22 protein-coding genes, 1 tRNA gene and 3 pseudogenes are annotated in these 24,406 nt (G+C 71.1%); 12 read left to right on the top strand and 14 right to left on the bottom strand.

Going from position 1 to position 24,406, the window contains the following annotated elements; genetic code table 11:
* A pseudogene (locus tag BMW99_RS28715) lies at positions 1–341 on the top strand (ABC transporter); the annotation flags it as partial.
* A gap of 359 nt (positions 342–700) precedes the next feature.
* On the opposite strand, the pseudogene BMW99_RS28710 reads toward BMW99_RS28715, so the two are convergent.
* The 6 genes and pseudogenes from BMW99_RS28710 to BMW99_RS28680 form a co-directional block, all read right to left on the bottom strand.
* Positions 701–1,276 (bottom strand): annotated as a pseudogene (locus tag BMW99_RS28710) (barstar family protein); the annotation flags it as partial.
* A gap of 466 nt (positions 1,277–1,742) precedes the next feature.
* A complete protein-coding gene (locus tag BMW99_RS28705; RefSeq protein WP_069463625.1) occupies positions 1,743–2,138 on the bottom strand; it encodes a hypothetical protein in 396 nt (131 codons plus the stop codon).
* A gap of 124 nt (positions 2,139–2,262) precedes the next feature.
* Positions 2,263–2,526 (bottom strand): hypothetical protein, encoded by a 264-nt coding sequence (locus BMW99_RS28700; protein WP_069463624.1) that lies wholly within the window; start codon positions 2,524–2,526, stop codon positions 2,263–2,265.
* Between the two features lie 68 nt (positions 2,527–2,594).
* Positions 2,595–2,891, bottom strand: coding sequence for a hypothetical protein (locus BMW99_RS28695; RefSeq protein WP_069463623.1), 297 nt, complete (start codon positions 2,889–2,891; stop codon positions 2,595–2,597).
* Positions 2,892–3,185: 294 nt separating this feature from the next.
* Positions 3,186–3,419, bottom strand: coding sequence for a hypothetical protein (locus tag BMW99_RS28690; protein ID WP_141726138.1), 234 nt, complete (start codon positions 3,417–3,419; stop codon positions 3,186–3,188).
* A 371-nt stretch (positions 3,420–3,790) separates the two neighbouring features.
* Positions 3,791–6,583, bottom strand: coding sequence for a choice-of-anchor P family protein (locus BMW99_RS28680; protein ID WP_141726137.1), 2,793 nt, complete (start codon positions 6,581–6,583; stop codon positions 3,791–3,793).
* A gap of 235 nt (positions 6,584–6,818) precedes the next feature.
* Between BMW99_RS28680 and BMW99_RS28675 the strand changes: the two genes are divergently transcribed.
* A complete protein-coding gene (locus BMW99_RS28675) occupies positions 6,819–7,358 on the top strand; it encodes a hypothetical protein (protein WP_069463619.1) in 540 nt (179 codons plus the stop codon).
* Between the two features lie 462 nt (positions 7,359–7,820).
* Here the strand turns inward: BMW99_RS28675 and BMW99_RS28670 are convergent.
* The 4 genes from BMW99_RS28670 to BMW99_RS40880 form a co-directional block, all read right to left on the bottom strand.
* Positions 7,821–7,892, bottom strand: a tRNA-Gly gene (locus BMW99_RS28670).
* Positions 7,893–8,712: 820 nt separating this feature from the next.
* Complete coding sequence (locus tag BMW99_RS28665) at positions 8,713–10,743, bottom strand: right-handed parallel beta-helix repeat-containing protein (RefSeq protein WP_069463618.1); 2,031 nt, start codon at positions 10,741–10,743, stop codon at positions 8,713–8,715.
* 389 nt (positions 10,744–11,132) lie between these two features.
* Positions 11,133–11,537, bottom strand: coding sequence for a nuclear transport factor 2 family protein (locus BMW99_RS28660; RefSeq protein ID WP_069463617.1), 405 nt, complete (start codon positions 11,535–11,537; stop codon positions 11,133–11,135).
* 187 nt (positions 11,538–11,724) lie between these two features.
* Entirely contained in the window at positions 11,725–12,105 is a 381-nt protein-coding gene (locus tag BMW99_RS40880; protein WP_176735480.1) for a nuclear transport factor 2 family protein, read from the bottom strand.
* A gap of 39 nt (positions 12,106–12,144) precedes the next feature.
* Between BMW99_RS40880 and BMW99_RS39425 the strand changes: the two genes are divergently transcribed.
* Positions 12,145–12,747 carry a TetR family transcriptional regulator gene (locus BMW99_RS39425; RefSeq protein ID WP_176735479.1) on the top strand — a complete coding sequence of 201 codons (603 nt, stop codon included), beginning with the start codon at positions 12,145–12,147 and terminating at the stop codon, positions 12,745–12,747.
* Between the two features lie 471 nt (positions 12,748–13,218).
* Here the strand turns inward: BMW99_RS39425 and BMW99_RS28645 are convergent, their stop codons facing one another.
* Positions 13,219–13,755 carry a DUF402 domain-containing protein gene (locus BMW99_RS28645; RefSeq protein WP_218108414.1) on the bottom strand — a complete coding sequence of 179 codons (537 nt, stop codon included), beginning with the start codon at positions 13,753–13,755 and terminating at the stop codon, positions 13,219–13,221.
* 170 nt (positions 13,756–13,925) lie between these two features.
* Here BMW99_RS28645 and BMW99_RS28640 point away from each other — a divergent pair, with 170 nt between their 5' ends.
* The 3 genes and pseudogenes from BMW99_RS28640 to BMW99_RS43175 form a co-directional block, all read left to right on the top strand.
* Entirely contained in the window at positions 13,926–14,453 is a 528-nt protein-coding gene (locus BMW99_RS28640) for a SigE family RNA polymerase sigma factor (protein ID WP_069463613.1), read from the top strand.
* On the top strand, positions 14,450–15,298 hold the full coding sequence (locus tag BMW99_RS28635; RefSeq protein ID WP_069463612.1) for a hypothetical protein: 849 nt from the start codon (positions 14,450–14,452) through the stop codon (positions 15,296–15,298). The genes BMW99_RS28640 and BMW99_RS28635 overlap by 4 nt, the downstream gene beginning before the upstream one ends.
* A gap of 196 nt (positions 15,299–15,494) precedes the next feature.
* Positions 15,495–15,920: pseudogene (locus tag BMW99_RS43175) on the top strand (tetratricopeptide repeat protein); the annotation flags it as partial.
* An 18-nt stretch (positions 15,921–15,938) separates the two neighbouring features.
* On the opposite strand, the gene BMW99_RS28625 reads toward BMW99_RS43175, so the two are convergent.
* Together BMW99_RS28625 and BMW99_RS28620 are read right to left on the bottom strand one after the other, a co-directional pair.
* The gene (locus tag BMW99_RS28625; protein WP_069463611.1) at positions 15,939–16,589 is read right to left on the bottom strand and encodes a TMEM175 family protein; all 651 of its coding nucleotides are present in this window, start codon (positions 16,587–16,589) and stop codon (positions 15,939–15,941) included.
* A 324-nt stretch (positions 16,590–16,913) separates the two neighbouring features.
* Positions 16,914–17,699: a hypothetical protein gene (locus BMW99_RS28620; RefSeq protein ID WP_075018315.1), complete on the bottom strand. Its 786-nt coding sequence runs from the start codon at positions 17,697–17,699 to the stop codon at positions 16,914–16,916.
* A 406-nt stretch (positions 17,700–18,105) separates the two neighbouring features.
* On the opposite strand from BMW99_RS28620, the gene BMW99_RS28615 reads away from it, so the two are divergent.
* The 6 genes from BMW99_RS28615 (at position 18,106) to BMW99_RS28585 (ending at position 23,745) form a co-directional block, all read left to right on the top strand.
* On the top strand, positions 18,106–18,633 hold the full coding sequence (locus tag BMW99_RS28615; protein WP_069463609.1) for a SigE family RNA polymerase sigma factor: 528 nt from the start codon (positions 18,106–18,108) through the stop codon (positions 18,631–18,633).
* 44 nt (positions 18,634–18,677) lie between these two features.
* A complete protein-coding gene (locus tag BMW99_RS28605) occupies positions 18,678–19,742 on the top strand; it encodes a hypothetical protein (RefSeq protein WP_069463608.1) in 1,065 nt (354 codons plus the stop codon).
* A gap of 209 nt (positions 19,743–19,951) precedes the next feature.
* Positions 19,952–20,467 (top strand): hypothetical protein, encoded by a 516-nt coding sequence (locus tag BMW99_RS28600; RefSeq protein ID WP_069463607.1) that lies wholly within the window; start codon positions 19,952–19,954, stop codon positions 20,465–20,467.
* On the top strand, positions 20,460–21,533 hold the full coding sequence (locus tag BMW99_RS28595; protein ID WP_218159320.1) for a COG1361 family protein: 1,074 nt from the start codon (positions 20,460–20,462) through the stop codon (positions 21,531–21,533). Before BMW99_RS28600 ends, BMW99_RS28595 begins: the two co-directional genes overlap by 8 nt.
* Before the next feature lie 229 nt (positions 21,534–21,762).
* On the top strand, positions 21,763–22,458 hold the full coding sequence (locus BMW99_RS28590; RefSeq protein WP_141726134.1) for a DUF11 domain-containing protein: 696 nt from the start codon (positions 21,763–21,765) through the stop codon (positions 22,456–22,458).
* A gap of 168 nt (positions 22,459–22,626) precedes the next feature.
* Positions 22,627–23,745 (top strand): M20 metallopeptidase family protein, encoded by a 1,119-nt coding sequence (locus BMW99_RS28585; RefSeq protein WP_079138418.1) that lies wholly within the window; start codon positions 22,627–22,629, stop codon positions 23,743–23,745.
* A 351-nt stretch (positions 23,746–24,096) separates the two neighbouring features.
* Here BMW99_RS28585 and BMW99_RS41505 read toward each other — a convergent pair whose 3' ends face one another.
* Complete coding sequence (locus tag BMW99_RS41505) at positions 24,097–24,366, bottom strand: hypothetical protein (protein ID WP_075017815.1); 270 nt, start codon at positions 24,364–24,366, stop codon at positions 24,097–24,099.
* Between the last annotated feature and the right edge of the window lie 40 nt (positions 24,367–24,406).

The raw sequence follows: 24,406 nt of genomic DNA, 5'->3' as shown, positions 1-24,406 counted from the left end.
CTCAGCGGTGGTGAGGCGCAACGCATCAAACTTGCCACCGAACTTCAGCGAGCCCGCCGCGGGCACGCGCTCTACCTGCTCGACGAGCCGACGGCGGGACTGCACCCCTCGGACATCGCGCTGCTGCGGCAGCTGCACCGGCTCGTCGACGCCGGCAACACGGTCGTCCTCGTCGAGCACGACCTCGACACGATCGCCACCGCAGACTGGGTCATCGACCTCGGGCCGGGCGGCGGTGACGCGGGGGGCGGGTGGTCGCGGCAGGACCGCCGGCCAAGATAGCCAGGGCTCGCCGGAGCTCCACCGCGCCCTATCTCGCGGCCCGGCTCGCTCGCTCCTGACGACGGCGCGAGGGGCTGAGCACCGGTCAGCCGGGTTCGGGGCGCGGGGTCGTGCCCTTCGCCTTGCTGCGTCCCAGCTTGTGGCAGGTGTCGCTCGCGAGGTGTCCCGTCTGCACCTATTCCACGATGAGTTCGGCGACGTGGCGCATCTTGATGTCAGTGTGCGAGGCGGGCAACAGCCACAGCGCGGTGCGAGCTTGATCGCCTACGTCGGCAATACGGGCGTGCCGCCGCCGGGCCTGTCGCCCGGCGTACTGAAGACCCTTCAATCGGGGGTCGGTATCCGCAGCTCGTCGGCCGGGGTTGCCGCCGCGGGCACGGTTCGTTGCTGCCGCGTGCGATTCAGCGGATGACGGCGGTCACGGCATCGGTGGCGGCGCAGGCGAGGGCGCGAATGCCGGCGAAAACGGCGGCCGTCCGGACGGCAAGAAGACCGGGCAGCAGGGCGGACCGCTACTTTGACAGAGAGGGTAGGGCGGGCCGTCCGGTGTCAGGGCGTGGGACAGGTGCTCGCGCGTGGTCGCGGCGTCTCGCCAGAGCAAGGTGGCGGGGGCGGTGTAGCCGAAGGTGCCGCGCAGGCAGTCGTCGAGGGCGGCGAGGCATCCGTCGGAGTAGCCGCCGGGGCCGTTGACCGCCTCGCCGAGCGCCAGGTAGAGGGCTGGTTCGTCGGTGATGTACCGGCCGTCGAGTTCGTAGGCGTGACCGGCTGGCCGGTCACGGTGGGATCGTCGGCAGGCCCGCTCGCGTACAAGGTCATGCCAGGCCCCGCGGCGGCGGGTGTCGAGGCCGGCCCAGGTGTTCACGGCGGCCGATGGTCCAGCGAGCCATCGCTCCCAGATCGACCGGGCGTATTTGGGGACGGGTGTGAAGCGGCCCCCGTCGAGCTCAAGGTCGATCAGGCCCGTCCCGTAGGAGGATAGGCGCCAGGCATCGATCGCTTCACCCTCGACGCCGGTGAGCTCGGCGCGCTGCGGCCGGTCCAAGCCGAGGAGGCGCGCGCGGCGCTCGATGATGCGCAGCGCACGGTCGATCGCGGCGAGGTTGCCGTCCCTGACGGCCTGCCGGTAGGCGACGAAGAGCAGGCGGTCCAGGCGCGCGTTCCCCACCTCGCGCAGGTCCTCGGTCTTCTCCTCCGGTTCGGTGCGGCGCTCCTTGAGGGCTCGCGGACGTCCTTGCACGCGGCCTGGATGGGCTGGGTGTCGCCTGGTGGCACCTGGCCCTTGCGATACCGACCGATGCCGGCGCCGTCACTTGGCGGACAGGCCGTAGAACGTATTCGTCAGCCGCCGGCTCCGAGAGGGCATACGTAAGCCTTGGGAATCCAGAGTCTTACATCACCTTCGATATCACGGTCGGACAACAACGATTTGCAAGGCAGGCCTGGAGTCGAAATGAAACAACTCACGAGTGCGCCGCCTGGATTTGGCCAGAATCAAAGGCCGGACCGTACCCGTCCTTGAGGTCGAGGACACCCGCCTTGAAACAAAAACGAAATGTCGTACCGTCGATTGAGGTCTGATCATCTTCATAGTAGAAGCACTCGTCACCGGGCGGATCCGGGAGGTAATTGGGAATATTGTCCGACGACAGGGACGGGTCGAGGTGCGAGCGGAGTGCTTTTTCCGAGGTACCTATTTTTGCCGCGTTGTAGTCACGGATAGAAATGAATCCCTTGTTCTCGGACGCCTGGAATCGAAAAACCCCGTACACTGCGGCGGCCGTCAGCACAAGGGATATGATGGTCTTGTTGCGCCGCCTAACAGTACTGACCATCAACAAACCCACCCAGGTCGACATGCGAACAACAACCCACACCCATTTCCTTACTGTGAGGTATGCAGGGTCTACCGTAGTCGTCCGCCCGCGCCAAGACACGTGGCGCGGGCGGACGACTTCACGCTAGGAGTTCAGATGGGGCGCCTTACTGTCCTGCGTTGACGGTGAAGGTCGACGACTGCCCGAAGATCCAGTAATTCTGCGCGAGGCCCGTGTCGTCACTCAGTCCGATGGTCTTGCCTTTGCCTGTGAGCCACTGAATCAGGAGGTAACTGCTCATCTGGTAGTCCAGGGCGTTGGCGGCGCCAGCGGACTCCATCAGTTTGAACCAGTTGAGGTGGTCCGAGGCTCCCGGGGAGATCGACCCCGCAGGATTGACGGCAGGGTCGTCCTCCTTGCGCGCCTTCATTGTGGGTAGCCAGATTCGGCTGGACTCACGGGCCTCGCCGGTTCGATGTGTTCGCTTGTCGGGATCGCCTACAGCACGATGTCGTCCACGGTGAAGATCATGGTGCGGAAGGGAGCGAGTTCTTGGAGCCGCGCGGCGTACGGGTCCTGGCGGCCGGGCCATATCCGCGCGAGCAGCTGCCAGGTGACGCGCCCGAGCAGCGGCACACCCTCGTCCAGCGCGGGGCCAAGGCGGAATCTGTGCTCCGTGCCGACCTCCTTCCGGCCGTACTGGAACCTCCAGCCGCCCAGTGGCGTGCTTTGCGATCCGTCCGGGTCGGACACGATCCCGTCCAGGGTGATCAACTCGACGACGATGACGCTCACGCGGGGATTCCCCTCGTTTCAGTGCTCACCCGTGCGTACCGGCCGCACCGTCCGGACTCATCGCTCCGGGCAGAATTCGCAGGGAGGAATCTCGCGTGGCAGCTCGAAGACGTCGAAGATGCGCGGATCGGCGAAGACGAAGTCGTGTGGGCCCGCCCTGCACTGACGCTGAGGACCTGCAGGGTGTGCACACGATGGCCACCGCCGGACCGTGGCGTGTAGGCGGCGAGCGCGGGCTGCCCGTTGGCGGTCGGCGCCCGCATCGCTCAGCCGGTGCTCGCCGGGCTGCTGACGTCAGCCCGGCATAGGGCTCTTTGTGGGCCGGGCGGCGCGAAGCGGTGCGCACGGGTGGTTGCCGTTCTGGACGAACGCCTGGTTGAACGGGTGGTTGCCGAGCGCGGTGACAGCGTCGAGCCGGTAAGAAGTCCGGAAGTCCTTGCTGCTGTATACGGACTGGTACGTGATCTCCAGCGCGAGGCGATTCGCGATGAGCCACAAGTCCGCGTGCCGTTCATCGTGGTGGTCCACGCCCACCAGCAACCGCGAGGCGCCAGCGGACAGAATCTGAGGTGTCGGTTCATCTCCGCGGTCTTGAGGGGCTCCTGCACCTCGTTGCGTATTTCCTCCACGGGCTCCCCTCCCCCGTGGCCGAGGTGGTGGCGAACACGGTCTGCGGCGGCACCCGGAACGACACGTCGTCCAGCGCGGTGAGTGTGCCGAACGTCTTGCTCAGCCGCTCCACCGTGATGGCTTCACCGCCCTCACCCACGCCTTCCATCGTGCCTCGCCCCTCCCTGCCCTGCGCCCCCCGGCAGCCCGCACCGCGCGCGCCGGACCCGCGCCCGGGATGAACCCGGGGGCGGGGCCGGCGGTCGTGCGTGCCCTTTGCGGTCAGGGCCTCAACTGCAGTTGTGGGCGTCGCTGGTGGCCGACCCGACGATCACGTCGGCCGTCGTGCCGCCCAGCAGGGACGGGACGAGGAGGTGCACGGCGTTCACCGTGGTCCCGAAGTCCGCGCCCGGCACGGGCGTCTGCTCGTTCACCACCAGCCGGGCACCGCCCGGCAGGCCGATCACGCTGTTCGGCGCGGTCGGGACGGTCACCGGCACGCCGGCGATCGTCAGGGTGAGCGTGGCCGAGCCGTGCGTGGTGGTGCAGCTGCTGACCGAGGTGGCGGTCAGCCCGGAGATGCCGATGACCGGCAGTCCCGGCAGGCCGATGGTGGCGTTCTGCACCGTGGCCGTCGCCGTGGACGTGCCGGGTGCCAGCGTGGTGGTCACGTTGGCGCACAGCCCGTTCGCGGACAGCAGCAGGGCGTTGACGGTCACCGAGCACGGCGTGGTGGTGCTGGACGCGTGCGCGGTGCGGATCGGGCCGGTGTCGGGCTGCGGCGGGATCGTCAGGGGCGCCAGCAGCAGGTTGACGTTCGCGGACAGGCCGAACGAGCGGCCGGTGTAGTACTCGAGCCGTACGGTCGCCGACGCGCTCGACGGCAGGTAGTAGCCGTCGCCCGCGAAGGTCACCGCGACGGGCACGGTCGCCGTGTCGTTCAGCGGCTGGTCGACGAGCTGGATCGTGCAGGACACCGTGCCGTCGCTGCCGGTGGTGCCGGTGCAGTCCTGCTCCGAGGTGCCGGCGCCGAGCGCGATCTTCACGGTGCGGCCCGCGATGCCGGTGGTGCCGTCCTCCTTCAGGACGCCGGACAAGGTGGCGGGCACGCCGTTGGCGACGTGCTTGGGCCCGGTGTAGGCGAGGGTGGTCTCCTCCTTCTTGATGGTGAACGCGGCGGTGTCCGAGCTCGCCAGGTGCGTGCCGTCACCGGCGTAGTCCGCGTGCAGCGTCACGGTGCCCGCCGCGTCGACGGGCGTCAGGCTGCACCCGGCGTTGCCGGAGCCGTCGGTGGTGGCGGTGCAGTGCGCGCCCCCGAGGGTGAACACCACCGGCCCGCCGGACAGCGCCGACCCCCCGCCGGTCAGGTGCGCGGTCGCGGTGAACGCGTCGTGGTAGTCCTGCGACGTGGGGCCGGTGTACGTCAGCGACGTCGGGATCTTGCCGGGTGTCGTCGAGCCGCAGGGGCTGGACTTGACCGACGGCTGCGCCGCGCTCAGCAGGTCCTGCAGCGCGATCGTCGAGCACGCCGACGCGGGCGTCCCGACCTGCACCGGTACCGTCGCCTTCACCGTGATCGTCCTGCTCTGGTGCACGGCGAGGGTGTCGTAGCCGACCGTGAAGGAGTTCGCGTCGGACGTCTGGGACGTGGACCCGGGCGCCGACAGCCCGGTGACCGTATAGCCGTCCGGCAAGGGCCCGTTGACCGTCAGGTTGGCCGCTGCCCCGGTGTCGTCGGAGTTCTGCAGCCGGACGGTGTAGGTGAGGGTCGATCCGATGACCGGGTTGGGGTTGTCCACCGTCTCCGCGGCCGTCACCTGCGGCGGGCACACGTTGTCCTTGCCGCCGATGACGCACATGTCCGCCGCGCAGGTGTGGACGGCGTTGCTGTACTCCTCCTGCACGATGTACGGGTGGCCGTGCAGGTACACGTCGGCACCGGAGTCGTCGCGCGGGGTGAACTTGTACGCGCACTTGTCGCCGATCTCGCCGCCGCTGGGGTCGCCCTTCTGCGTCCAGGACTGGTTGGGATGGGGGTCGGTGACGGCTTCGATCACTTCGTGCGACAGGGTGCTGATCTCGGAGTCCGCGGCCATGTCGCCGTTCGGCGAGCTGCCGCCGACGTCGCAGGACGGGCCGCCGTGGTCGCCGTCGTCGTTGCCCATGAAGGCGTAGATGGCGTCCTTGCCGTTGTCGTCGAAGTGGTCGTGGTACGCGCAGTACGCACCGGTGTGCTTGCCGCCGTCGACGAATGTGCAGCCGTTGGGGGCGTCCGGGGCCGAGCACTGCTGGACGTCGCGCCCGGTGAAGACTGCGACGAGGTGCGTGGAGTCCTCGGCCCACCCCTTGGCCGCCACCGCGTGCGAGACCTCGTCGGTGATGTCGCCCGACGTCAGCGGCCCCGCCATGGTGCCGTCGTGCGGGTACGCCCGGGTGTCGAGGTAACTGCCGCCGAACGACACCGTGTTGGGGATGTGTCCGCTGTCGTCGTAGTACTGCGTCAGCAGGTTGTAGAAGGACGTGTTGCCGGTGTCCTGCACCCACCGCTGCTGCAGGTTCTCGAAGGCGGCGTCACCGTTCGGATCGGCCTCGAAGTGCCGGCCGGACGGCAGCCAGAACACCAGCGAGATGGTGATGCTGTGCATGACCGGGCCGGTGCCGCGGGGCAGGTCGTAGCTCGGGTCGGGCGCGGGTTCGTGCGTGTAGGACGGCGCGACGGTCGGGCCGGCGGCTTTGCCGGTGGCGCTGGGCTTCGCGGTGGGCGTGGTGGTGCTGGGCGTGACGGCCGAGGCGGGCCGCGCCCAGGCGAAGCCGTACTTGCCGTTCGGGCCGGGGCCCGAGGGGGCGGCCGGTGGCGTGGCCGCGGATGCCGATGCGGACGTGGACCGGACGGAGACGTGCGGTGCGGTGGCCTTGGCCGGCTGCACGGACTTCGCGGCGGGGGCCTTCGCGGCGGCGGCCGGCGCGTGGTCCGGTTGCGCCGCCGTCACGGCCGCGGCCGTCCCCTGCAGGCCCAGGACGAGCATGGCCGTGGCGGCCACCCCCGCGCAGAGCCGTGCTCTTAAAAGCAGTTGTGTGCTCATGGTGCTTCTTCCCCTCCCTGCGCCGGCTCCGACGGCACGCGGTCGCGGACGGAGCGAAGCCGGGCGCCGCAACGCTAGGGGTGATGAGGATGTGCGGGGAGGAGTCAATACGTGAAAATTTTGTCATGAACCAGACATAACCTGCCTGCCTGGGGGAACCTGTTCGCGCACCCGGCCGTCCAACCAGCGCACCTACCCTCCCCCTGCCGGGCCGCCGACTGATACGGAGATCCCGATGGCCACATCCCGCTCGTCCCTGCCGGGTGCGTGGGCAGTCGGCGTCGCCGCGGTGGCGCTCGCTTTGTCCGGCTGCACGTCGTCCGGTGGCTCGGACGGAGGCGGGACGCCGTCGGGGGCGGCCTCTCCTACGGCATCGGTCAGCGCGACGGGCAGCGCGTCCGCGCCGGGCACGAGAAGCCCGGCGGGTGGCGGTGCCGGCACCGTCTCGCTGACCCTCGCGGCGAACGGGACGACCGTCCGCCTCAGGATCGGACAGCACGTCCACGTCGCGCTGGCCACGTCCTACTGGACGTTCCGTCTCCCGGACGCCCCGGCCGTCCTCCACCAGGACGCGACGGGTTCGGCGAATCCGTCGCCCTCCGTGAGCTGCGCGGCGCCCCTGGCTGAATCGGGCGGTTGCGGTGACCGCACCGCGGACTACACCGCGACGGCGGCGGGCACGTCGCTCATCGTGGCAACCCGCACGATCTGCGGCGAGGCGATGCGCTGCACGGCCGCGAGCGGGCACTTCCAAGTGCGGGCCGTCGTCGGCTGACCTCCGCCCCGCCGGCGGGGCACGCCGGCAACGCCGGTGACGGGACACGACGGGCCCCGCATCACCACGGCGAACCGCCCACCGGGAACGGCGAGTTCGAGGCAGGACGTGCCCCCGCAGGGGCGCGCGGAAGGCCGCGACCAGCCGGCAGCCGCCGACGATGACGGAGCCGGCTTCGGGGTGGCGCCCTGGGCGGACCCGTGCGAGTACAACCCCAGCCACGCCCCCACGATCACGACCGACAGCCGCTCCCACCAGCGCGCCCACTCACACGGGTACAGGCGCACGGATACATGCGCGGCGTCTCGGCCGAGAGGAGGTGCTGCCTGCGCACGCCCGGATGCTGGAGAACATGCTCCACATCCAGCCCAGCGGGGCCTGACCAGTGGCCGCCTGCGCCCCGTACACAGGCCGAGGCCGACAAGGGGGCCGGCCCCCACCGGTGCGGTGGGGGCCTTCTGGTGGAGCGCCAGCCCGGACTCGAACCAAGACCTCCCGCCAGGAAGGCGGGCGTGCTGCTTGCACTACTGGCGCGAGTGGCCGCCTGCACAGTGCACAGGTCAGCCAGCCACGGAAGACGCTACACATCCCCCTTGCCATCCGCTCGTCACGTTGCGCCCTCCGGGTGAGAGAGGCAGAGGAGTGCTCGCCCCTCCGGTCCTGCCGTCGTGGAGCGCGAGGCGGGGCGCGAAGCCGGTCTGCCGGTCGGCTCTCCTGCTGGGGCACTGACCGAAGAGCGGCGTGATGCGCCGGAGGCCATCGACCCGTCGTGGCGCTCCACCTCACCCCGCGGAGCCTGACAAGCGGCCTCCAGCACCCGTACGCAGGCCGACAAGGGGCGGCGCCAACTGGCCCCGGCCGCCCGCCAGTTCCACGCCCGCGAAGGACGCTCCACGTCCCCAGCAAGCACATCGAGGACGTCGACGGAGGCCGCACCGACTAGGCCAGTTCACCGACAACGCCCGCCGCCGAGCCGACAAATTCACCGCGGAGCGGCGCAAGAAGCTGACCGGCCTGGGGATGCACTGGGCAGGGCAGGGGGCGTGACGAGCACGCACCACGACCTCTTGAGTGCCTGTCTCTGGACCCCCGGCAAGACCGGGTTCGGCAGCTTGATAGCAGGTGGACCGAGGGTGGACCTGCTGACCGTCAGCACCAGGTGATCAAGCTGCCTTGACTCTTCGGGGTGCTCTGGGTGGCGCTGACCACCCCTCGGGCCACACCGGCCGCAGAGAGTTCCGTTCGGGGAACGGTCACCGTGGCCGTTCCCCGAGTGCTTGCGCGATGCTCCCGTTCCAGATCGGCGGCTCTTGACCTGGTGATTCAGGGTTCAGAAGCAGGCACGTGAATGCCCTTACCAGGCACGTCCCTTGGGGTTGGGCTTGTCACCTGGGCGCTTGCCGTGGTCTTTGCACGGGCGCTTGCCGGGACGATTGCCGTGGTCCTTGCCCTGTTCCTTGTGGAGAACGAAGGTGACCTGGGTCTCCACGTGTTCCTCGACGTTCACCGGGCCGATGCAGGGCTTCCTGGGGAGGGCGTAGCCCTCGGGGACGCCGACGATGCAGACGTCGTACGTGCCCGGGGGCAGGTCCTCGACGTCGCAGGTGCCGTTGGCGTCGGTGGTGCAGGTGCCCGCGGTCTCGCCGGCCGCGTCGGTGATCCTCACCTCGGTGCCCTCGACGCGGTTGCGTGTCTTCTTATCGATGACCTTCGAGATGATCGAGCCGCCGGTGGACTCAAAGTTCAGACAGACCCTCGCGTGGTCGACCGTGGCGCAGATCGACTCGGGCCGGGGCTGGCCGGCGGGCCAGGTGGTGGTGGCGTGCAGCGATGCGTCGGTGGTCACCTGATCAGGTGTCAGGATGCCTGGATCGGCGGTGAACGTGGTCAGCACCGGGTGGAAGAAGGGCCCAGCCTGCGGGTGCCCGCTGGAGTCGTTCTGCAGGCTGGCGGTGATCTGTGCCTGCTGTCCGGCTGCGATCCCGGCGGGCTCGGAGTGGATCGTCAGGACCAGCCAGGGCTGGAACCCGACCTGGTCGTCCGCGGTCCCGGCCACGTGGTCGCAGCCGTCGCCGTTCGGCATGTCGTTGCAGCCCCACCAGTTGAACCGCGCATCAACGTCCGCGGCCCGGTCGTCGTCGACCAGACCCTGTCCGGAGCCGCTGTCGACGATCCGGTTGTACCGGGCCGTCATCGGCCCGGAGTAGGCGCCCTGTGCGACGAAGATGCCGGAGCCGCCCGATCCGGTGATGGTGTTCTGCGTGATGGTGGTATCTGAGCTGGGTGTTTGCTGACCGCGCGGGGTGAAGCCGATGGCGTCGTGACCGGAGTCGACGATGCGGTTGCGCAGCACGGTGACGCCGCTGCTGTTGGAGATTTCGACGCCGAACCGGTCGGTGAACGTTCCGGTCCGCTCGATGGTGTTGTCCGCGATCGTAATGCCGGTGTTCGTCACTGCGGCGAAGCCGGTGAACAGCAGAACGCCGCCGCGGGTCTTGTCGGCGATCGTGTTGTGCGTGATGTCGATGTCGTGGCAGGCGCCGGACACTTGGACACCGCTCCAGCCGCCGATCATGCTGTTCCGGGTGACGACGGCGTCCGAGACGACGACGAGTGTGATCGGGAACTCGCCGTCCATGTCGTTGTCCGCGATGGTGATGTTCCGTGTTGCGCCCGGGACTTCACCGCCGGCGATGTTGATCGGTGCGTTGCCGTTGTCGTGGAACGTGCTGTGCGCGAACGTCGCGTTCGCCAGTGGTCGATAGGTGAAGACCCCGTTGCCCTGCGCCCCGGGGTGGCGGGTGGCGTTGTTGTTGCCGATGAACAGGTTCTGCTGGAAGACCGAGGGGATCGCGCCGTTGGAGGACGGGGCGAATCCCTTGAGATTGTTCGAGAAGATGTCGTTCTCGACCTCGTAGCCGCTGAAGTTCTCGCTGGTGGTCACCCCCGCGCCGTCGGCGTTCCCGGTGAAGGTGAAACCGTCGATGGACACGCCGTTGGCCTGTGCGATCCACATGTCCTGCTGGATCGGGGTGTTGAGCGTGGTCGTGATGACCGTCTCACCCGGGCCTCCAGAGGTGCGGGTGCGGGCGTCCACTCCGGCCTGGGCACCCTCGAGACGCAGGTCGGCCTTCCGGATGACCAGAGGAGAGGTCATGACGTAGGTACCGGCCTGCACCCTGATGGTGTCTCCGGGGGCCGCCTGGTCGTAGGCGAACGGAACAGACGCACAGGGTACGGCGGCCGAGCCGCACCCCGGCGTGTCGTTCCCGGTGGCCGCGACGTTGAGGACGGTCGCGGCGGCGGCCGGAGGCGCGACTCCCAGCACTGGGCCTGCCCCGCCGAGCAGGGCCGCCAGCCAGTAGGCAAGCCATCGTCTGTTCATCAAGGGAAACCTTCCCGGCGATAGTCACACTACGCATTGGTTCGTAGCGGAGAGTAATGGAAGGTAACACGGTCTCCACCGGTGGGATCGCGACGCGCAGGAGCCCGTCGGCCCGGGGTCGCCCCCACGGTGTACGCAGGAGTGCTCTCCGCCCAAGCCCGCAGCACGGCAACCTCCCCGCGAACTGCCTGCTGACAGCACACCGCTATGCCACCCTGCCCGGCGTGACCCGCGAACGGTCAGGCGCCAACGCCCTCAGCACTCCGGCCTGGACCCGCACACCTCTGCCCGGGGCCGCAGAGCGCCCGGAGGCCGGCCACCGCGTCGTCCCCGTTCGTCGCCGAGCTGCTCGGTGACCTTCATCGATGGCCCTGTCGGTCTGCGCCGGCTCAGGCGCAGAAAAGCGGCTCGACCTGGGCGGTGTCCTCGGTCCCGCGGTAGTGGGTGATCAGGCCGTCCCGGAAGGTGAACCAATGGTGCAGGTCCATGGCCACACTCCGACCGCTGGCTCGGTGGTGAGCCTTCAGCCGCACCACGGCCATGACGTCCGCCTCATTCGCTGCGAACGCCACCGGAGTGAACTCCTCGACCTCCATGGCCGAGCCGAACTGCTCGAAGAAGAGGCCCACCTCGGACTTGCCCGAGCGCACGCCGTACCACGGCGCGGCCGTCGATGCCGCCTCCGCCGCCCAGTCCACGTCGTCGCTCAACGCGTTCAGAATGCTCTGCACGTCGCCGCGTCCGAACGCCCCGTAGATCGACTTGATGGTGGCGACGTTGGTGTCCGCGCTCATGGCCTGCCTCCACTTTGTTGACACACGCGTGCCGTAGCCCTCGTGGCTTCACGGTATGAGTCGACCGGTCGCCGGGGCCGGTGCTCCGCGCGTGTCGCGGACCAGGCACTCGAACAGGCCATCTCCACACCGCGCCTTCCCGCTCTTGGGCGCAGGCTCAAACAGATGGAGGACCGACCGGATGTGATCAGGCCGGTCTGGCGAGTTGGTGGATGCGCCGCACCCGTCCGTCGTCGGCGACCTCGCCCATCAGGATCCAGTCCATCCGCACGCTGCCGAGGTTGCGGTGCTCGGCGACGAGTCGGCAGCGGGCCGCGAACCGGTGGCCGTCGACGAGGAGTTCATCGATCGTCAGCTCGCCGGCGGTGACGTTCTTGCGGGTCGGGGCCGCGTGGGCGATCAGCTGGTTCCGGGTGAGAGCGTTGCCGTCGGTGACCCACACCACGTCGGCGGTCATGGCGCGGTCCACGATCAGGGCCGGGTCCTCCTCGGACTGGGCGATGTCGCGCGTGTAGTCGATCAGCAGGCGGCGGGCCGCCTGTTCGGTTACCTCGGCTGTCTGTGGCATGTCCGTCATCGTCGGAGCACCCTGCTAAAGTTGTCAACCGTGTCAGAGATAAGGCGTCGCCGCCAGCGGGTGGAGGTCTCGCGCAACCGCGCGACTCTGCTCTCGGCTGCGATACAGGTCCTGTCCTCACGCCCCGAAGCGGGCATGGCCGAGATCGCCGCCGCAGCCGGGTTGACCCGGCAGACGGCGTACGTGCACTTCGGCACGCGGGAGGCACTGCTGTCGGCGGTCCGCGACGAGCTCAGTCGCCGGGCGATCGCCGTGCTGGAGGCCGCCGACGTCCAGGCCGGCACCGCCACCGAGGCACTCGACAGGTTCCTCACCGCTGTCGGCACCCTGCTGGCCGAGCAAGCCGTACTGGCCGCCCTGGCCGAACATGAACCCGCCTGGGAGGCGGACGCCGCCCGCCACGTTCCGGTCCAGCAGATGCTGGAATCCGTCATCCAACGCGGCCGCGAGGGCGGTGAGTTCACCACCGCACTGGACATCGGATGGCTGGTGACGGCGACGGTCGCTCTCGGACACGCCGCCAACCAGCGGGTCCGCGCCGGCCTCGTCGACGCCCCCACCGCTGCAGCCCAGTTCCGCACCTCCGTGATGCTGCTCCACGGCGCCGGCGGCGGGACCCGCCTCAGGGACTGACGCACGTAGCCGAGGTGGCCGCGGCCCTTCGCGCGGACTCCGGCGGTACGGCGCGCAGGCCCTTGCGCTTCCGGCCGCCGTACGCGGGCGGCTGGGCGCCGTGGCGGACGGCCCGGGCCGTCCGGTTGATGGGCGGGCGCCGTACGGGGCCGGCGCCCGCCGGAAGGCACGGCCGCTGTCCGGAAGCAGCTAGCGGCCGGTGCCTGCGTAGTCGGGTGCGCAGTCGTCGACGTTGCTGATGACCACGCACGCCTTGAAGAGGCTGATCGGGTTGCTCCGGATGTCGGCGGTCTCCTATCCCACGTCGGCCGGCATGCCCAGGTGGTTACCGCCGGGTCCGTGGCGAGGCAGAGCGTGGAAAGCGACGGCTAGCTGCGTGTTCGCACCGTGCGTGTGGCGCATGCCCAAAAAGTGACACTTACCAATCCGGACATGCCCGCGGCCTTCTGCCCTCACAGGGCAGCTTCGCATTCACGGGAGGAGCGGGGGGCCCACGAAAAGGCTGAGCCAGTCGCGGTAGGCCGATGCGAAGGGCTCGGCGCCGTGGCCGTCGCGGCGGGCGGCCGCCATCAGCCAGTGGCATGTCTGCCGGGCCCGGGCGACGACATGATCGGGATAGCCGAACCGCACCCGGTGTTCGGCGAACTCGTCCTCGTCCTTGCTGTAGGCGGTGCCGCCCCGGGGCCGCACGACATCGAGATCGAGGTCGACGGCGTGCAGGACCGTCCGGTCGGCGTTCCACTCGGGCACGGTGCAGATGTCGCCGTACAGCTCGGGTCCCGGGTCCGCGCAGAACGTGGCGATCCACCACTGACCGCGGGGAATCACCATCACGTGGGGAAACCGGTTCGGCCAGCCGCCGGCGTCCGACTGGACGGGGACCCCCTGCGCCGTGCCCAGCCACACCCCGTGCTCGTCCTGGCCCAGACGGCCGGCTGTCCACCGTCCGCTCAGCGCGCCGTCGTACTTGCGTACCTCGACCAGGACGGAGCGGCGGTCTGCGATCACCCTCATGACGCTAACGCGCAGAGCACCCCTGAGGAACCCGTGCGGCCTGGACCGGCGGCGGCCGCCGGGATCACGAATGTGTCACGGGCGGTCAGGTGTGCAGCAGTGTGGGGGTGTTCGCCGTCTGGTGGGGTGGAGACAGTGAGGGATGGCGCGAACAGGGGGTGGGAATGCGTCCCGACGACGTGGCGGAGTTCAGCGCGTTCGTGAGGGCGAGATCGGGGGCGCTGTTCCGAACGGCGGTGCTGCTGACGGGAGATCGGGGCCAGGCCGAGGACCTGGTGCAGTCGACGCTGGAGCGCCTGTGCCGCCACTGGCGGACGGTGAGCCGTGCCCAGGCGCCCGAGGCGTACGCGCGGCGGGTCCTGGTGAACCTGGTGTACGACCGGCATCGGCTGCGGCGCCGCGCCGGGACCGAGGTGCTGCTGGGCGACAGCGGCCCGCCGTCGCCGGGGTCCGACGCCTACCAGCAGATCCTGTCCCGCGACGAGTTGATGCGGGGCCTGCGGGCCCTGCCGGTCAGCATGCGGACCGTCCTGGTCCTGCGCTACTTCGAGGACCTGGCCGACACGGAGATCGCCGCCCTGCTGGGGATCCGCGAGAGCACGGTGCGCTCGCAGGCCGCCCGGGGGCTGGGCAAGCTGCGGGCCCGGGCCGGCGACAAGGCCGCCGGCCCGACCCGGGGAGGTACCCGATGACAGCGGAGCGCGAGGACGCGATGGACGACGTGAGCGCGGCGCACGACGCCGCCGCAGGGCCCCGGCTGGAGGCGGAACTCACCGCGGTGATGGCCGAGTTCGCCGGCTGCGAGCAGCCGCCGCATTTCGATCCGGTGGCGATCGCGAGGGCGGCCGGAGCCTGGCGGCGCTCGCGGTTCGCCCTCGCTGTGGGGGCGGTGGTGGCCGCGGCCGCGTCGACGGCGGTGATCGTGCTCGGCACGGGCGGCGGTCACCGCGACCGGCCGCTGCCGCCGGCGACCCTCGCCCCGACGCGTCCGGTGGTGCCGTCCGCGCCGATCGGCGCGGACGCCGTGGTGCGCGGGCTGTTTCCCGCGGCGACGATGTACCAGCACCCCTCGGTGCGCGGGCAGGTCGACCTCACGACGGTCCGTGCACTGTTCTCCGATTCCGCCGCGTTCACCCGGGTCTGGGGCGACGGCGGGCTCGGGGTCACCTGCGGCGAGCGGGCCGACGGCGTCCTGGCCGCCGATCCGGGGAACGTCCTGTTCTACCGCGGCACGACCCTGCTGGACCGGCAGGCGTCCCTGGCCCTGGATCCGGTCACCGGCCGGATCACCGCGATCAGTTGCACCGCACGCGGGGGTGAGCCCGGTGATCCGGCGGTGGCCGGCCACTACGGGCACCCGGCAGGTGGCGGCAAGGGCGGCACGGACTGCGGCCGTCCTGCCCCCGTGACATGGCTTGCCGACGAGCCGGCGTCGGGGACCGTCGTGCACGGCTGGACCGTGACGCTGGACGGCGCGGCGCCGTTCCAGCTCACCGTCGACGACGTCACGGGCGGGGTGAGCGCCGTCTGTTCGTGACGCGGCCGCCGCCGCGCCGGCCGGGCCCCCGGTCGGCGCGGCTGGTCGGTCCGGACCGGCGCGACCGCGCCGGAGCGCAGGCGCGGCCGCGAGAGAGGGGTCGTCGAGAGGGTCTCGCGCAGGTTCGGCACGACCTGTCGCCGATCCACTGCCCGGCCGAACGGGCGTCGCCGAACGGCATGTTCGCGGGGCGTGGTTGTGGGTCGGAAGGCGCCGGTGCCGTGGGGGGCGCCCCGTCCGGTGGGGCTGTCCCCTCCGGTGCGGGCGTGGCACCACTGCGTGGGAGCGAGCAGGCACTCAGCTGCTCGACGGCCTGGATGAGGCTGCGCTGGCGACCGTGCCGTGCCGCCCGTACGAACGGGCTCTGGAACTCGGCCCGACCGGCAGGCGGCGACGCCGTGCGGTGATCCAGCTGGCCGGTTCGCTGCGGAATCTCGGCCGGCCCGAGGAGTCCGTGGGCTCTGCTGACCGCCGAACGCGGCGTGAGTGCCGACCCGTTGGACGACGCGGTCGTGCGGTCCTCGCGCCGGCCCCGGCCGACGTCGGCCCGGTCCGTGAAGGCGACGGTGTCGCGCTCGCCGCGCTCCCCCCGCACCTGCCCCGCTACCAGCGCTCGATGCCAGCTATGCCCCGGTGCGTTTCAGCCGCCCTTGCCCCGGGGGTGTGCGCGGGCGCGGTGGCCCAGGGCGAACTTGAGGGGGACCAGCACGAGCCAGGTCCACAGTGCCGCTTTCGGGGAGGCGAAGGCGATCGGCACCGTGGCGCCGAAGACCGCAGCGGTCACGAGCAGGTCGGTGACGATGTCCAGATCGCCGGAGCTGGTTGCGGTCGTCTCGTGGCGGCCCGCCCCCTCGGCCCGCCGTTCGCGGCGGATGACCTGGATCACCGCCAGTTGCAGCAGGTCGATGAGGGCGACGGTGCCTGCGTAGAGGGCCACGGCCAGGGGCTGGGAGCCGTATTCCGACAACAAGGTGGTGGGGAAGGGCAGCAGCGCGATGGCGCCCAGCCCGGCGAGCGTGAGCCGGAGCGCCGGTCCTTCCACCCGGCGGGCGATCTGCAGCATCCGCCGGTGGTCGCGCCAGAAGGCGGCGAGGATGGTGAAGCTCAGCGCGTAGGCGCCGATGTGGGGCAGCAGGTCGTGCAGCATGCTGCGGAATTCGGCGGGGTTCAGACCGCTGGTGACATGGATGTCGAGCACCAGCAGCGTCATCGCGATGGCGAAGATCCCGTCGGACAGCGCGATCAGCCGCGCCAGGTTGCGGCTTTCGGGATCCTCGACGCTCACGCTCATGGGCAAAGCCTGGCCGACCACCGCGGGGGCACCCGCCGATTACGCTTTCGGCGGGCACGCCGCCGCCCGCCACCGCGGGGCGCGCCGGGCGGCCGGCCGCGGCGCTGAACGTCCTTCCCGTTATCCGGCCCCCGCGCCAGACAGGTGTCGAAACGCCCTTGCCCGGCAGCGGCCGCCCCGAGCGGGTCATACACCGCGGCGGCTGCCGCGCCGATACCGGGCCCGCCCAGCCCGCCGGCACCAGCCGGACCCGGGCCGCGCTCGGCCGTCAGCCCCGGAGGCGTTGCGGGCGGCGAAGCCCCTGTCTCCAGGCGTCCTGCGGCCTCACCGGGACAGGGCAGTCATCAGCGTGCGCATGGTGGCGACAAGGGCCGGGCGGAAGGCGTTCAGGCGGGGCGGCTTCTGCGGGTAGCCATCTGCGTCCGGGGGCGGGGCCCCGCCCGGTCCGCTCCACTGTTCAGCAACGCTGAGGGCAATGGTGAGGACCGCGCCGCCGTGACGGACGGTCAGGGTCTCGTCGCCGTCGTCGTCGGTGAGCAGGTAGGCGCTGTCCCCGAGACCGGGCACAGGAACGCTGGCCTGGGCTCTGCTCGAGGTCACGATGCCCGACGGATCGACGACCGCCATCCACGGCGCATTCTGCCCCAAGGGGTGAGGGCCGCCGAGGTCGTCGAATTCAGGGGCCGGGTCGGTCTTCTTGTGCAGCTGCACCGTGACGACGGCGTTGTAGAGGACCGCCCACTTGGCTCCGACGGAGCCTTGCGCGTCGAGTGTGCACTGGGCCAGGTCGAGCGCGGGGCCGGTCCGTATGGCAGCCGGGGCCGCCGCGAAGTGCTCGGTGGCGAAGGAGTCGGTCAGTGGTTTGAGGTTGTCGCCGCTGCAGGGGCTTTCCGAGAGCGTGTAGTGGTGAAGATCGGGACGGGATGCCTGTCCGTACCCGGTGAGGTGGAGTACCAGCGCCCCCGCAGCCGAGGTCGCTATGACGGCTCCGACGACCCATCTCCACGGCCATCCGCCTCGGTTGGCCGGCGCTGTACCGACCGTGTCGGCGAAAGCACCGGCGCCCCAGCGGTTCTCGGGCCCGTCGCCCATTTCCGGCTCCGAGATCACCGTTGCCCGCCCCCATGTCTCGCTGTCGATCCCGCAGTGAATCCCGCGCCGGCCCAACCGTCAAGGAAACCAGCCCAGCGACGCCGGCTCCGGGGGCCGACCCGGTCGTCCGGCCGGACGGTGTCCGTGGGCGACGGGCAGCGTCCTGCTCTTTTCCGGGTCCTCCGGGCCGCGCAGGGTTCTTGGGGGCGCGGAGGCGGCACCCCCGCAGGTGCCGTAACGAATCGGCAACGACCGCGCGGTGGTTGCCACCATGTAGGCCCGCGTCGTCGTCAGGTCTGCGAAACCCGCAAGCGGACCCGCCCCGAACCGGCCCCGGGCCAGAACGCCCGCTCCCCGGCCACCGCGAACCGCCGCCCCGCCGCACCACCGGACCGCCGCACCCGGCAGATCAGAGGTACCGCCTATGTCCCCGACGGCCGAAGAGGCCAAGGTCACCTTCGACGCGTTCGTCACGACACGCGGCCCCACCCTTTTACGGACGGCCTTCCTGCTCACCCGCGACTGGGGCAAGGCGGAGGACCTCCTGCAGACCGCCCTCGCCAAGGCCTACCCGCGCTGGAAGCAGATCGAGGAGTTCCCGGAACCCTACGTACGGCGCATCCTCGTCACCTCCTACGCCACCTGGTGGCGGCGGCGCTGGCGGCACGAACTACCCAGCGGTGACTTCTGGGACGGCGAACGCCTGCCGGCCGTCGAGGACTTCGCCGAACGCTACGCCACCCGCGCGCTGGTCCTGCGGCTCATCGGTGAACTCTCGCCCGCCCAGCAGGCGGTCGTCGTGCTCCGCTACTACGAGGGGCTGTCCGTCGCCGAGACCGCCTACTGCCTCAACCGCTCGGTGGACACCGTCAAGACCCAGTCCTCGCGCGCGCTGGCGAAACTGCGGGCGCACCCTGAGCTGCTCAAGGCGTTCACCGGCGCCGCGAGCTGACCCGGCCCCCTTCCCACGACCGCGGAAAAGAGTCCATCACCGCCATGAACACCACGCACCACGCGGACGACCTCGAAAACCGCCTGCCCGGCCTGCTGGCCGACGCCGCGGCAGACCCACCGGGCAACCCCCGCCGGCTCGCCCAGGTGCAGCTGCGCGCGTCCCGGCGCCGCCGCACCCACAGGGCGGGCGCGGCGAGCGCCCTGGCCGTCGTGGCCGTGGCCGCAGCCATGACGCCGGCCCTCCTCGACCAGGGCGCCCACCCCGCCGGAGCGCCCAGCCAGGCCGGCCGGACCGGCCGGGCAACCGCCACGCCGACACCGGCGGCCACCCCCAAGACCACCTCCCCGGCCACGGCCGACGGCCACTACCCGGCACTGTTCTCCGTGCCCAACACCACCTTGTCCACCAGTCTCGCCATCGCCTACGGAACCGGTCCGGGAACCAAACAGGTGACGATCCCCGACGGCAGCAGGATCGGCGCCGTCGAACTGCGCTGCGTGGGCAAGGGCGCCATCGGCGTCGACGACCACGGCACGCTCGGCAGCGACCTGTCCGTCCCCCCGCGACCCTCCACCCCCAACTGCGCGGCAGGGTTGAGCGCCGAGGCCGACCTCGTCGCCGAAGGCGTCCGCTCCGGCCCCAACACGGTGGTCGCACCCGGCACACCGGTCACCATGACGGTCCGCACGACCGGGAACGTGCGCTGGTGGCTCGTCGTCGGCCGGGTGGGCGGCCAGTCCCGCTCCGGAGTCCCCGACCCGGACACGCTCACACTCGGGCCCGCACCCGCCGAGCAGCACCTGGCCGGCCGCACCACCGCCGCCGGCCTCCTCTACCAGTGCGGGCAGCGCAAGGAGCAGGTCCGGATCGCGTTCGCCGTCTCCGGCACACCCGTGCACGCCGTGCTGCACTGCGATGCCGGAACGACCTACGTCATCACCTTCTCCGCCCCGCTCCACCTGACGGCGCCCGTCAAGGACCCGCTCATTCGCCTGGTTGGCAGCCCCTCCTCTCCCGACGACTACTGGGCCGCCCTCCTCACCCCCAGCGGCCTGGCCGCCTGGTCGGCGATTCCCGGCGTCATCCACGCCCACCTCCCCCTCTGAGCGCACGGTTCGCGGTTGACGACGCCGGTCGCCGCCGCCCACCCGTCCCCCGCGGCCAGGTGATCCAATGTGGTCATTCGTGTGGCGCAGCGCGGCGCGCGTCGGCTTGTGTGAACAGGCCGCGCCCGATTGTCTGCCTCGCGTCAGCCAGCACGTCCGCTGTCGGCCAGCACATCCGCTGGCCGGCGTCGGCTACCTCGGGAGTCACCGTGCGCGCACGAAGCCTGTCTGTCGCGGCCGCAGCCACTGCGCTCGTCCTGGTCCAGCCGGGCCTCGCCGTCGCGGCCGACGACCCCTCCACCACCATCACGTACAACGTCACCTCGGGCGCGTTGACGATGTCGGTACCGGTCAGCGTCGCCCTCGGCTCGGGAGCGCCCGGCACCACGATCAGCGGGGCGCTCGGTCCCGTGACCGTCACCGACGACCGTGCCCTGGCCTCGGCCAGTTGGACGGTGACCGCGGCGGAGACGGACTTCGCCAGCGGTCCCTCGACGATCCCCGCCACCAGCGCCGGCTACGATCCCGGGTCGATCACGACGACCGGTACCATCACCGCCACCACAACGCCCGTGACGCTGAGCAACTCCGCGCAGACGGTGGTCACCGGAAGCGCCGGGGTCGGAGACAACACCGCGACCTGGAACCCGACCGTCACCGTTCACGTGCCCGCCGCCGCCGTCGGCGGGGCCTACACCGGAACGCTGACCCAATCCGTTGCCTGACGCACTGAAGGGCGCGCGCCGGTACTGGGTTGTGCTGCTGGCGCTGGCCTTCGTCCAGGCGGCCGCGATGACCCCGGCCACCGGAGCGACGCCGGCGGCCGCGATGACCCCGGCGGCGGGGACGCCCGAGCCGTCCTCCCCCGCCCACCCGGCCGGGAGCAGGACCATCGGCATCAAGCTGCTCGACGCCCCGGAAAGCCGCCGTGCCGATCCCCGGGCACACGCCTACATCATCGACCACCTCGCGCCCGGCTCGACCATCGAGCGGCGGGTGGAGGTCACCAACGAGTCGTCCACACCGATCCACGTCAACGTCTACGCCGCGGCGGCCGCCATCGCCAACGGCACGTTCACCTTCGCGCCGCAGCGCACCCCCGACGAACTGACCGGCTGGACCTCACTCGACACCGCGGACCTCGAGCTGGCGGCCTCCGAAACAGCACGGGTACACGCCACCATCCAGGTGCCCAGGGACGCCGCCGCCGGGGAGCGGTACGGCGTCATCTGGGCGCAGACGGGCATCGGCACGGACCGCTCGCACACGCTGACGATGCTGGGCCGGGTGGGCGTCCGCATGTACATCGACGTCGGTCCCGGTGGTGAGCCACCCTCGGACTTCACGATCGGGCGGCTCTCTGTGTCCCGGGCCCGCGACGGGCGGGCGGAGGTCCGCGCCCGGATCCAGAACACGGGGGGCCGCGCCCTGGACATCAACGGGGCGCTCGCCCTCTCCGACGGGCCGGCCGGGCTGCGCGCCGGACCGTTCCCGGCCGCCGAGACGGACACCGCACTGGCTCCGGGTGACCATGCGGAGGCGGTCGTCCCGCTGGACGCACAACTGCCGGCCGGCCCCTGGACCGTGGCGCTCACGTTCAACAGCGGCCTGGTCGAGCGCACCACACGCGCCACCATCACCTTCCCGGCGGCTTCCGGTGGCGCCGGAACGGTCGCCGCGGCGGCCGTCGGGCAAGGGCGCTTCCCCAGCCCTGTGGTCGCCGGGCTCTCCGTCCTCGTCCTCGCCGCCGTGTGCCTTCCGCTGTCCACGTTCCTGCGGCGCCGCCGGTGACCACTCCCAGCCCAGGGTCGCCCCCGCAGCCGGTTGATCCGCTCCATGGGCGACATATGACGGGTCGTCATCGAGCGTGCCGCCGGCCCCTTTTCGCGGCGGCGCCGGCGTTCCGCGCGCCGAGATCCGACTACGGCTTGTCATCGACGGTTGGGAAGTGGAGATGTCGCTGTTCAGGCAGGGGAAAGGGCGGGCTGGAGCAAGCCCCGGCACGGGAGGTAGGCACGGCATGTTTCGCTTGCGGCTGAGGGCGCGGGCCCGCAGGACGGGGAAGGTCACGATGGCCCGGCTGGCCGTCCTGGCGATCGTCGTGGCCACGGCCTCGACCGCCACGGTCCAGCGCTCCTACGTCAACGACGGGACGGCGCCGGTGATGGACACCTTCACCGCCACCGCTCTCACCGCACCCGGCGGCACCGCCGCCACCCACCCCGGCGGCACCGCCGCCACCGCCGGCACCGCCGATACCGGCCTCACCTTTACCGTCGTTCCGGTCCGCCGGCCCTCCCTGACCATCGCCAAGACGCACGCGGGCACCTTCGTCCAGGGCCAGGACGGCGTGTACACGATCACGGTGGGCGACGCCACCACCGCCGCCGCCCCCACCAACGGCACCACGGTCACCGTCCACGACGTCCTCCCCGCGGGTCTTCGGGCCGACAGGATCACCGGCCGGGGATGGCGCTGCACGCCGGCCACCCTCACCTGCACCCGCGGCGACGTCCTGCCCGCCGGGCACCACTACCCGCCCGTCACCTTGAAGGTCGGCATCTCCTGCAACGCCCGTGCGCGGGTCACCAACACCGCCACCGTCACCGGAGGCGGTGACCCCGCCACCCGCACCGCCACCGACACCACCACGATCAGGCACCACGGGCACGACCGCGACGGGCGTCATGACGGCTGCGATCGCCACGACCACTGACGCTGGTCCGGCGGGAGGTCGAACCGGCGATGCCGCCTCTGGCCACCCACGGGCCGGCCGGCTTCGGCCGGGATGCCGGCGGACCGCTGACGGAGCTGTTCGGCCGGGTCACCCGGAAGCTGTCACCGAACGGTGCCCAATAGCCGCGGTCGGGCGCACGATTGACCGGTGACGAATCGTGCGGAAGAACTGATCGAGCTCCGGCGGGAGATCCACCGCCGGCCCGAACTCGCCGGCCAGGAGCGGGAGACGGCCGGGCTCGTCGCGGAGCAGCTGCGCGCGGCCGGGCTCGAGGTGACGACCGGTGTCGGCGGTCACGGGGTCCTCGCGGTGCTCGACGGCTCCGCGGACGGCCCGACGGTCGCGTACCGGGCGGACATGGACGCCGTCGACACGCGAACCAGCGTGCTGCCCTTCCCGCGGTCGGGCCGGGCCTTCGACGAGGGCTTCGCCTCCCGCGTCCCCGGCGCCGCGCACCTGTGCGGGCACGACCTGCACACCGCGATCGGCGTCGGCGTGGCCCGGGCGCTCGCTCAGGACGCCGGTGCGGTACGCGGCCGGCTGGTGTTCGTCTTCCAGCCGGCCGAGGAGAACCTGCAGGGCGCCCGCGCGATGCTGGAGACCGGCCTGGTGCACAGGCTCGCGCCGCGCGAGTTCTACGCGCTGCACTGCGGCCCGTTTCCCTCCGGCACCATCGGGGTCTCTCCGGGATACGGCCTGCCCGGCCTCGACCACATCCGGATCACGCTGCCCGGTGGCGACGACGCGGCCGTCACCGCCCTCGCGGCCAGGGTGGCGGAACTGGGCACCGTCGGGTTCCCGCAGAGCATCGCCGAGTACCGCGCGATCTTCCACGCGCTGCTGCAGCCCGAGACCGCCGCGTCGGTCCAGGAATCGGTGTGCGTGGCCCAGTGGAGCGAGCGGACGCCCGACGGGCACCCGGTCGCCAACGTCCTGCTGCGGGCCTGGCCGCAGGAGCGGCTGGCGCAGCTGCGCGCGCGGGTCGGGCAGCTCGCGGCGGCCGCGGGCGGACACGTGGAGTTCCCGGGCGATCCGTTCCCCGCCATGGTGAACTCGGCGGAGCTCAGCACGGCGGCCGGCCGGTACCTGAGCGCGGCCCTGGGGCCCGACTCCGTCGTGTGGGCCCGGGCATCCTGGCCCTTCAACTGCGAGGACTTCGCACTGTTCCTCGACCAGGCGCCGGGCGCGCAGTTCTACCTCGGCGTCGCGGACGCCGAGTCGGGGAGGAACGGCGCGCCGCACACCCCCGACTTCGCCGCCGACTAGCGCGCGATCGGCCACGGCGTGCGGGCCATGACCGGCCTGCTGACCGACCGGCTGGCCGCCGGTCATGGGTGACACGCACGGCAGGTCCTTCTCCCGCGCGGACGTCGGCGCGTGCGCGCCGGCCAGACCCCGAGGTCCGGGACCGGGCGAAGGACACCGGCACCGCCTACGGCATCGAGCACCCTGTGTCCGTCCGCCGGTGCGCTGTGGCTGTGGCTGTGGCGCGAGGTCAGTGCGCTGCGCGTGGCAGGACGAGGATGCGCAGGACACGGTCCAGGCGTTCGGGCGCCCTCCGTCATTGCGGAGGGCGCCCCCTGCGACTCAGGAGCCGGCGGTTACCAGGCGCATGTGTCAGCGCTCGTAATGACGGTAGCTGCCTCCCCGGTCGTCGTGGTCCCGCCGGTCGTGACGGCTCCACTCGTCGTGGTCCCGCCGGTCCTGACGACCGCAGTCCTCGTCCCGCCGGTCGTCCCGCCGGTCCTGACGACCGCAGTCCTCGTCCCGCCGGTCGTCGCCGCGACCGCTGCCGTGGTTGTAGTACCCGGAGTCCGGGCCCCGGTAGTGGTCCGCGGTGTACGCGCCCCGGTCGTCCTGGCGATGCGATGCGGAAGCACCAGCCATTCCCGGCGTGGCGGCGCTCGCAACCCCAGCACCACCCAGC

Origin of the sequence: Actinacidiphila rubida, from assembly GCF_900110255.1 — a bacterium.
Classification (GTDB): domain Bacteria; phylum Actinomycetota; class Actinomycetes; order Streptomycetales; family Streptomycetaceae; genus Actinacidiphila; species Actinacidiphila rubida.
Note: the sequence above shows the minus strand (reverse complement) of the source record. Positions and strands in the feature narration are given on the sequence as shown.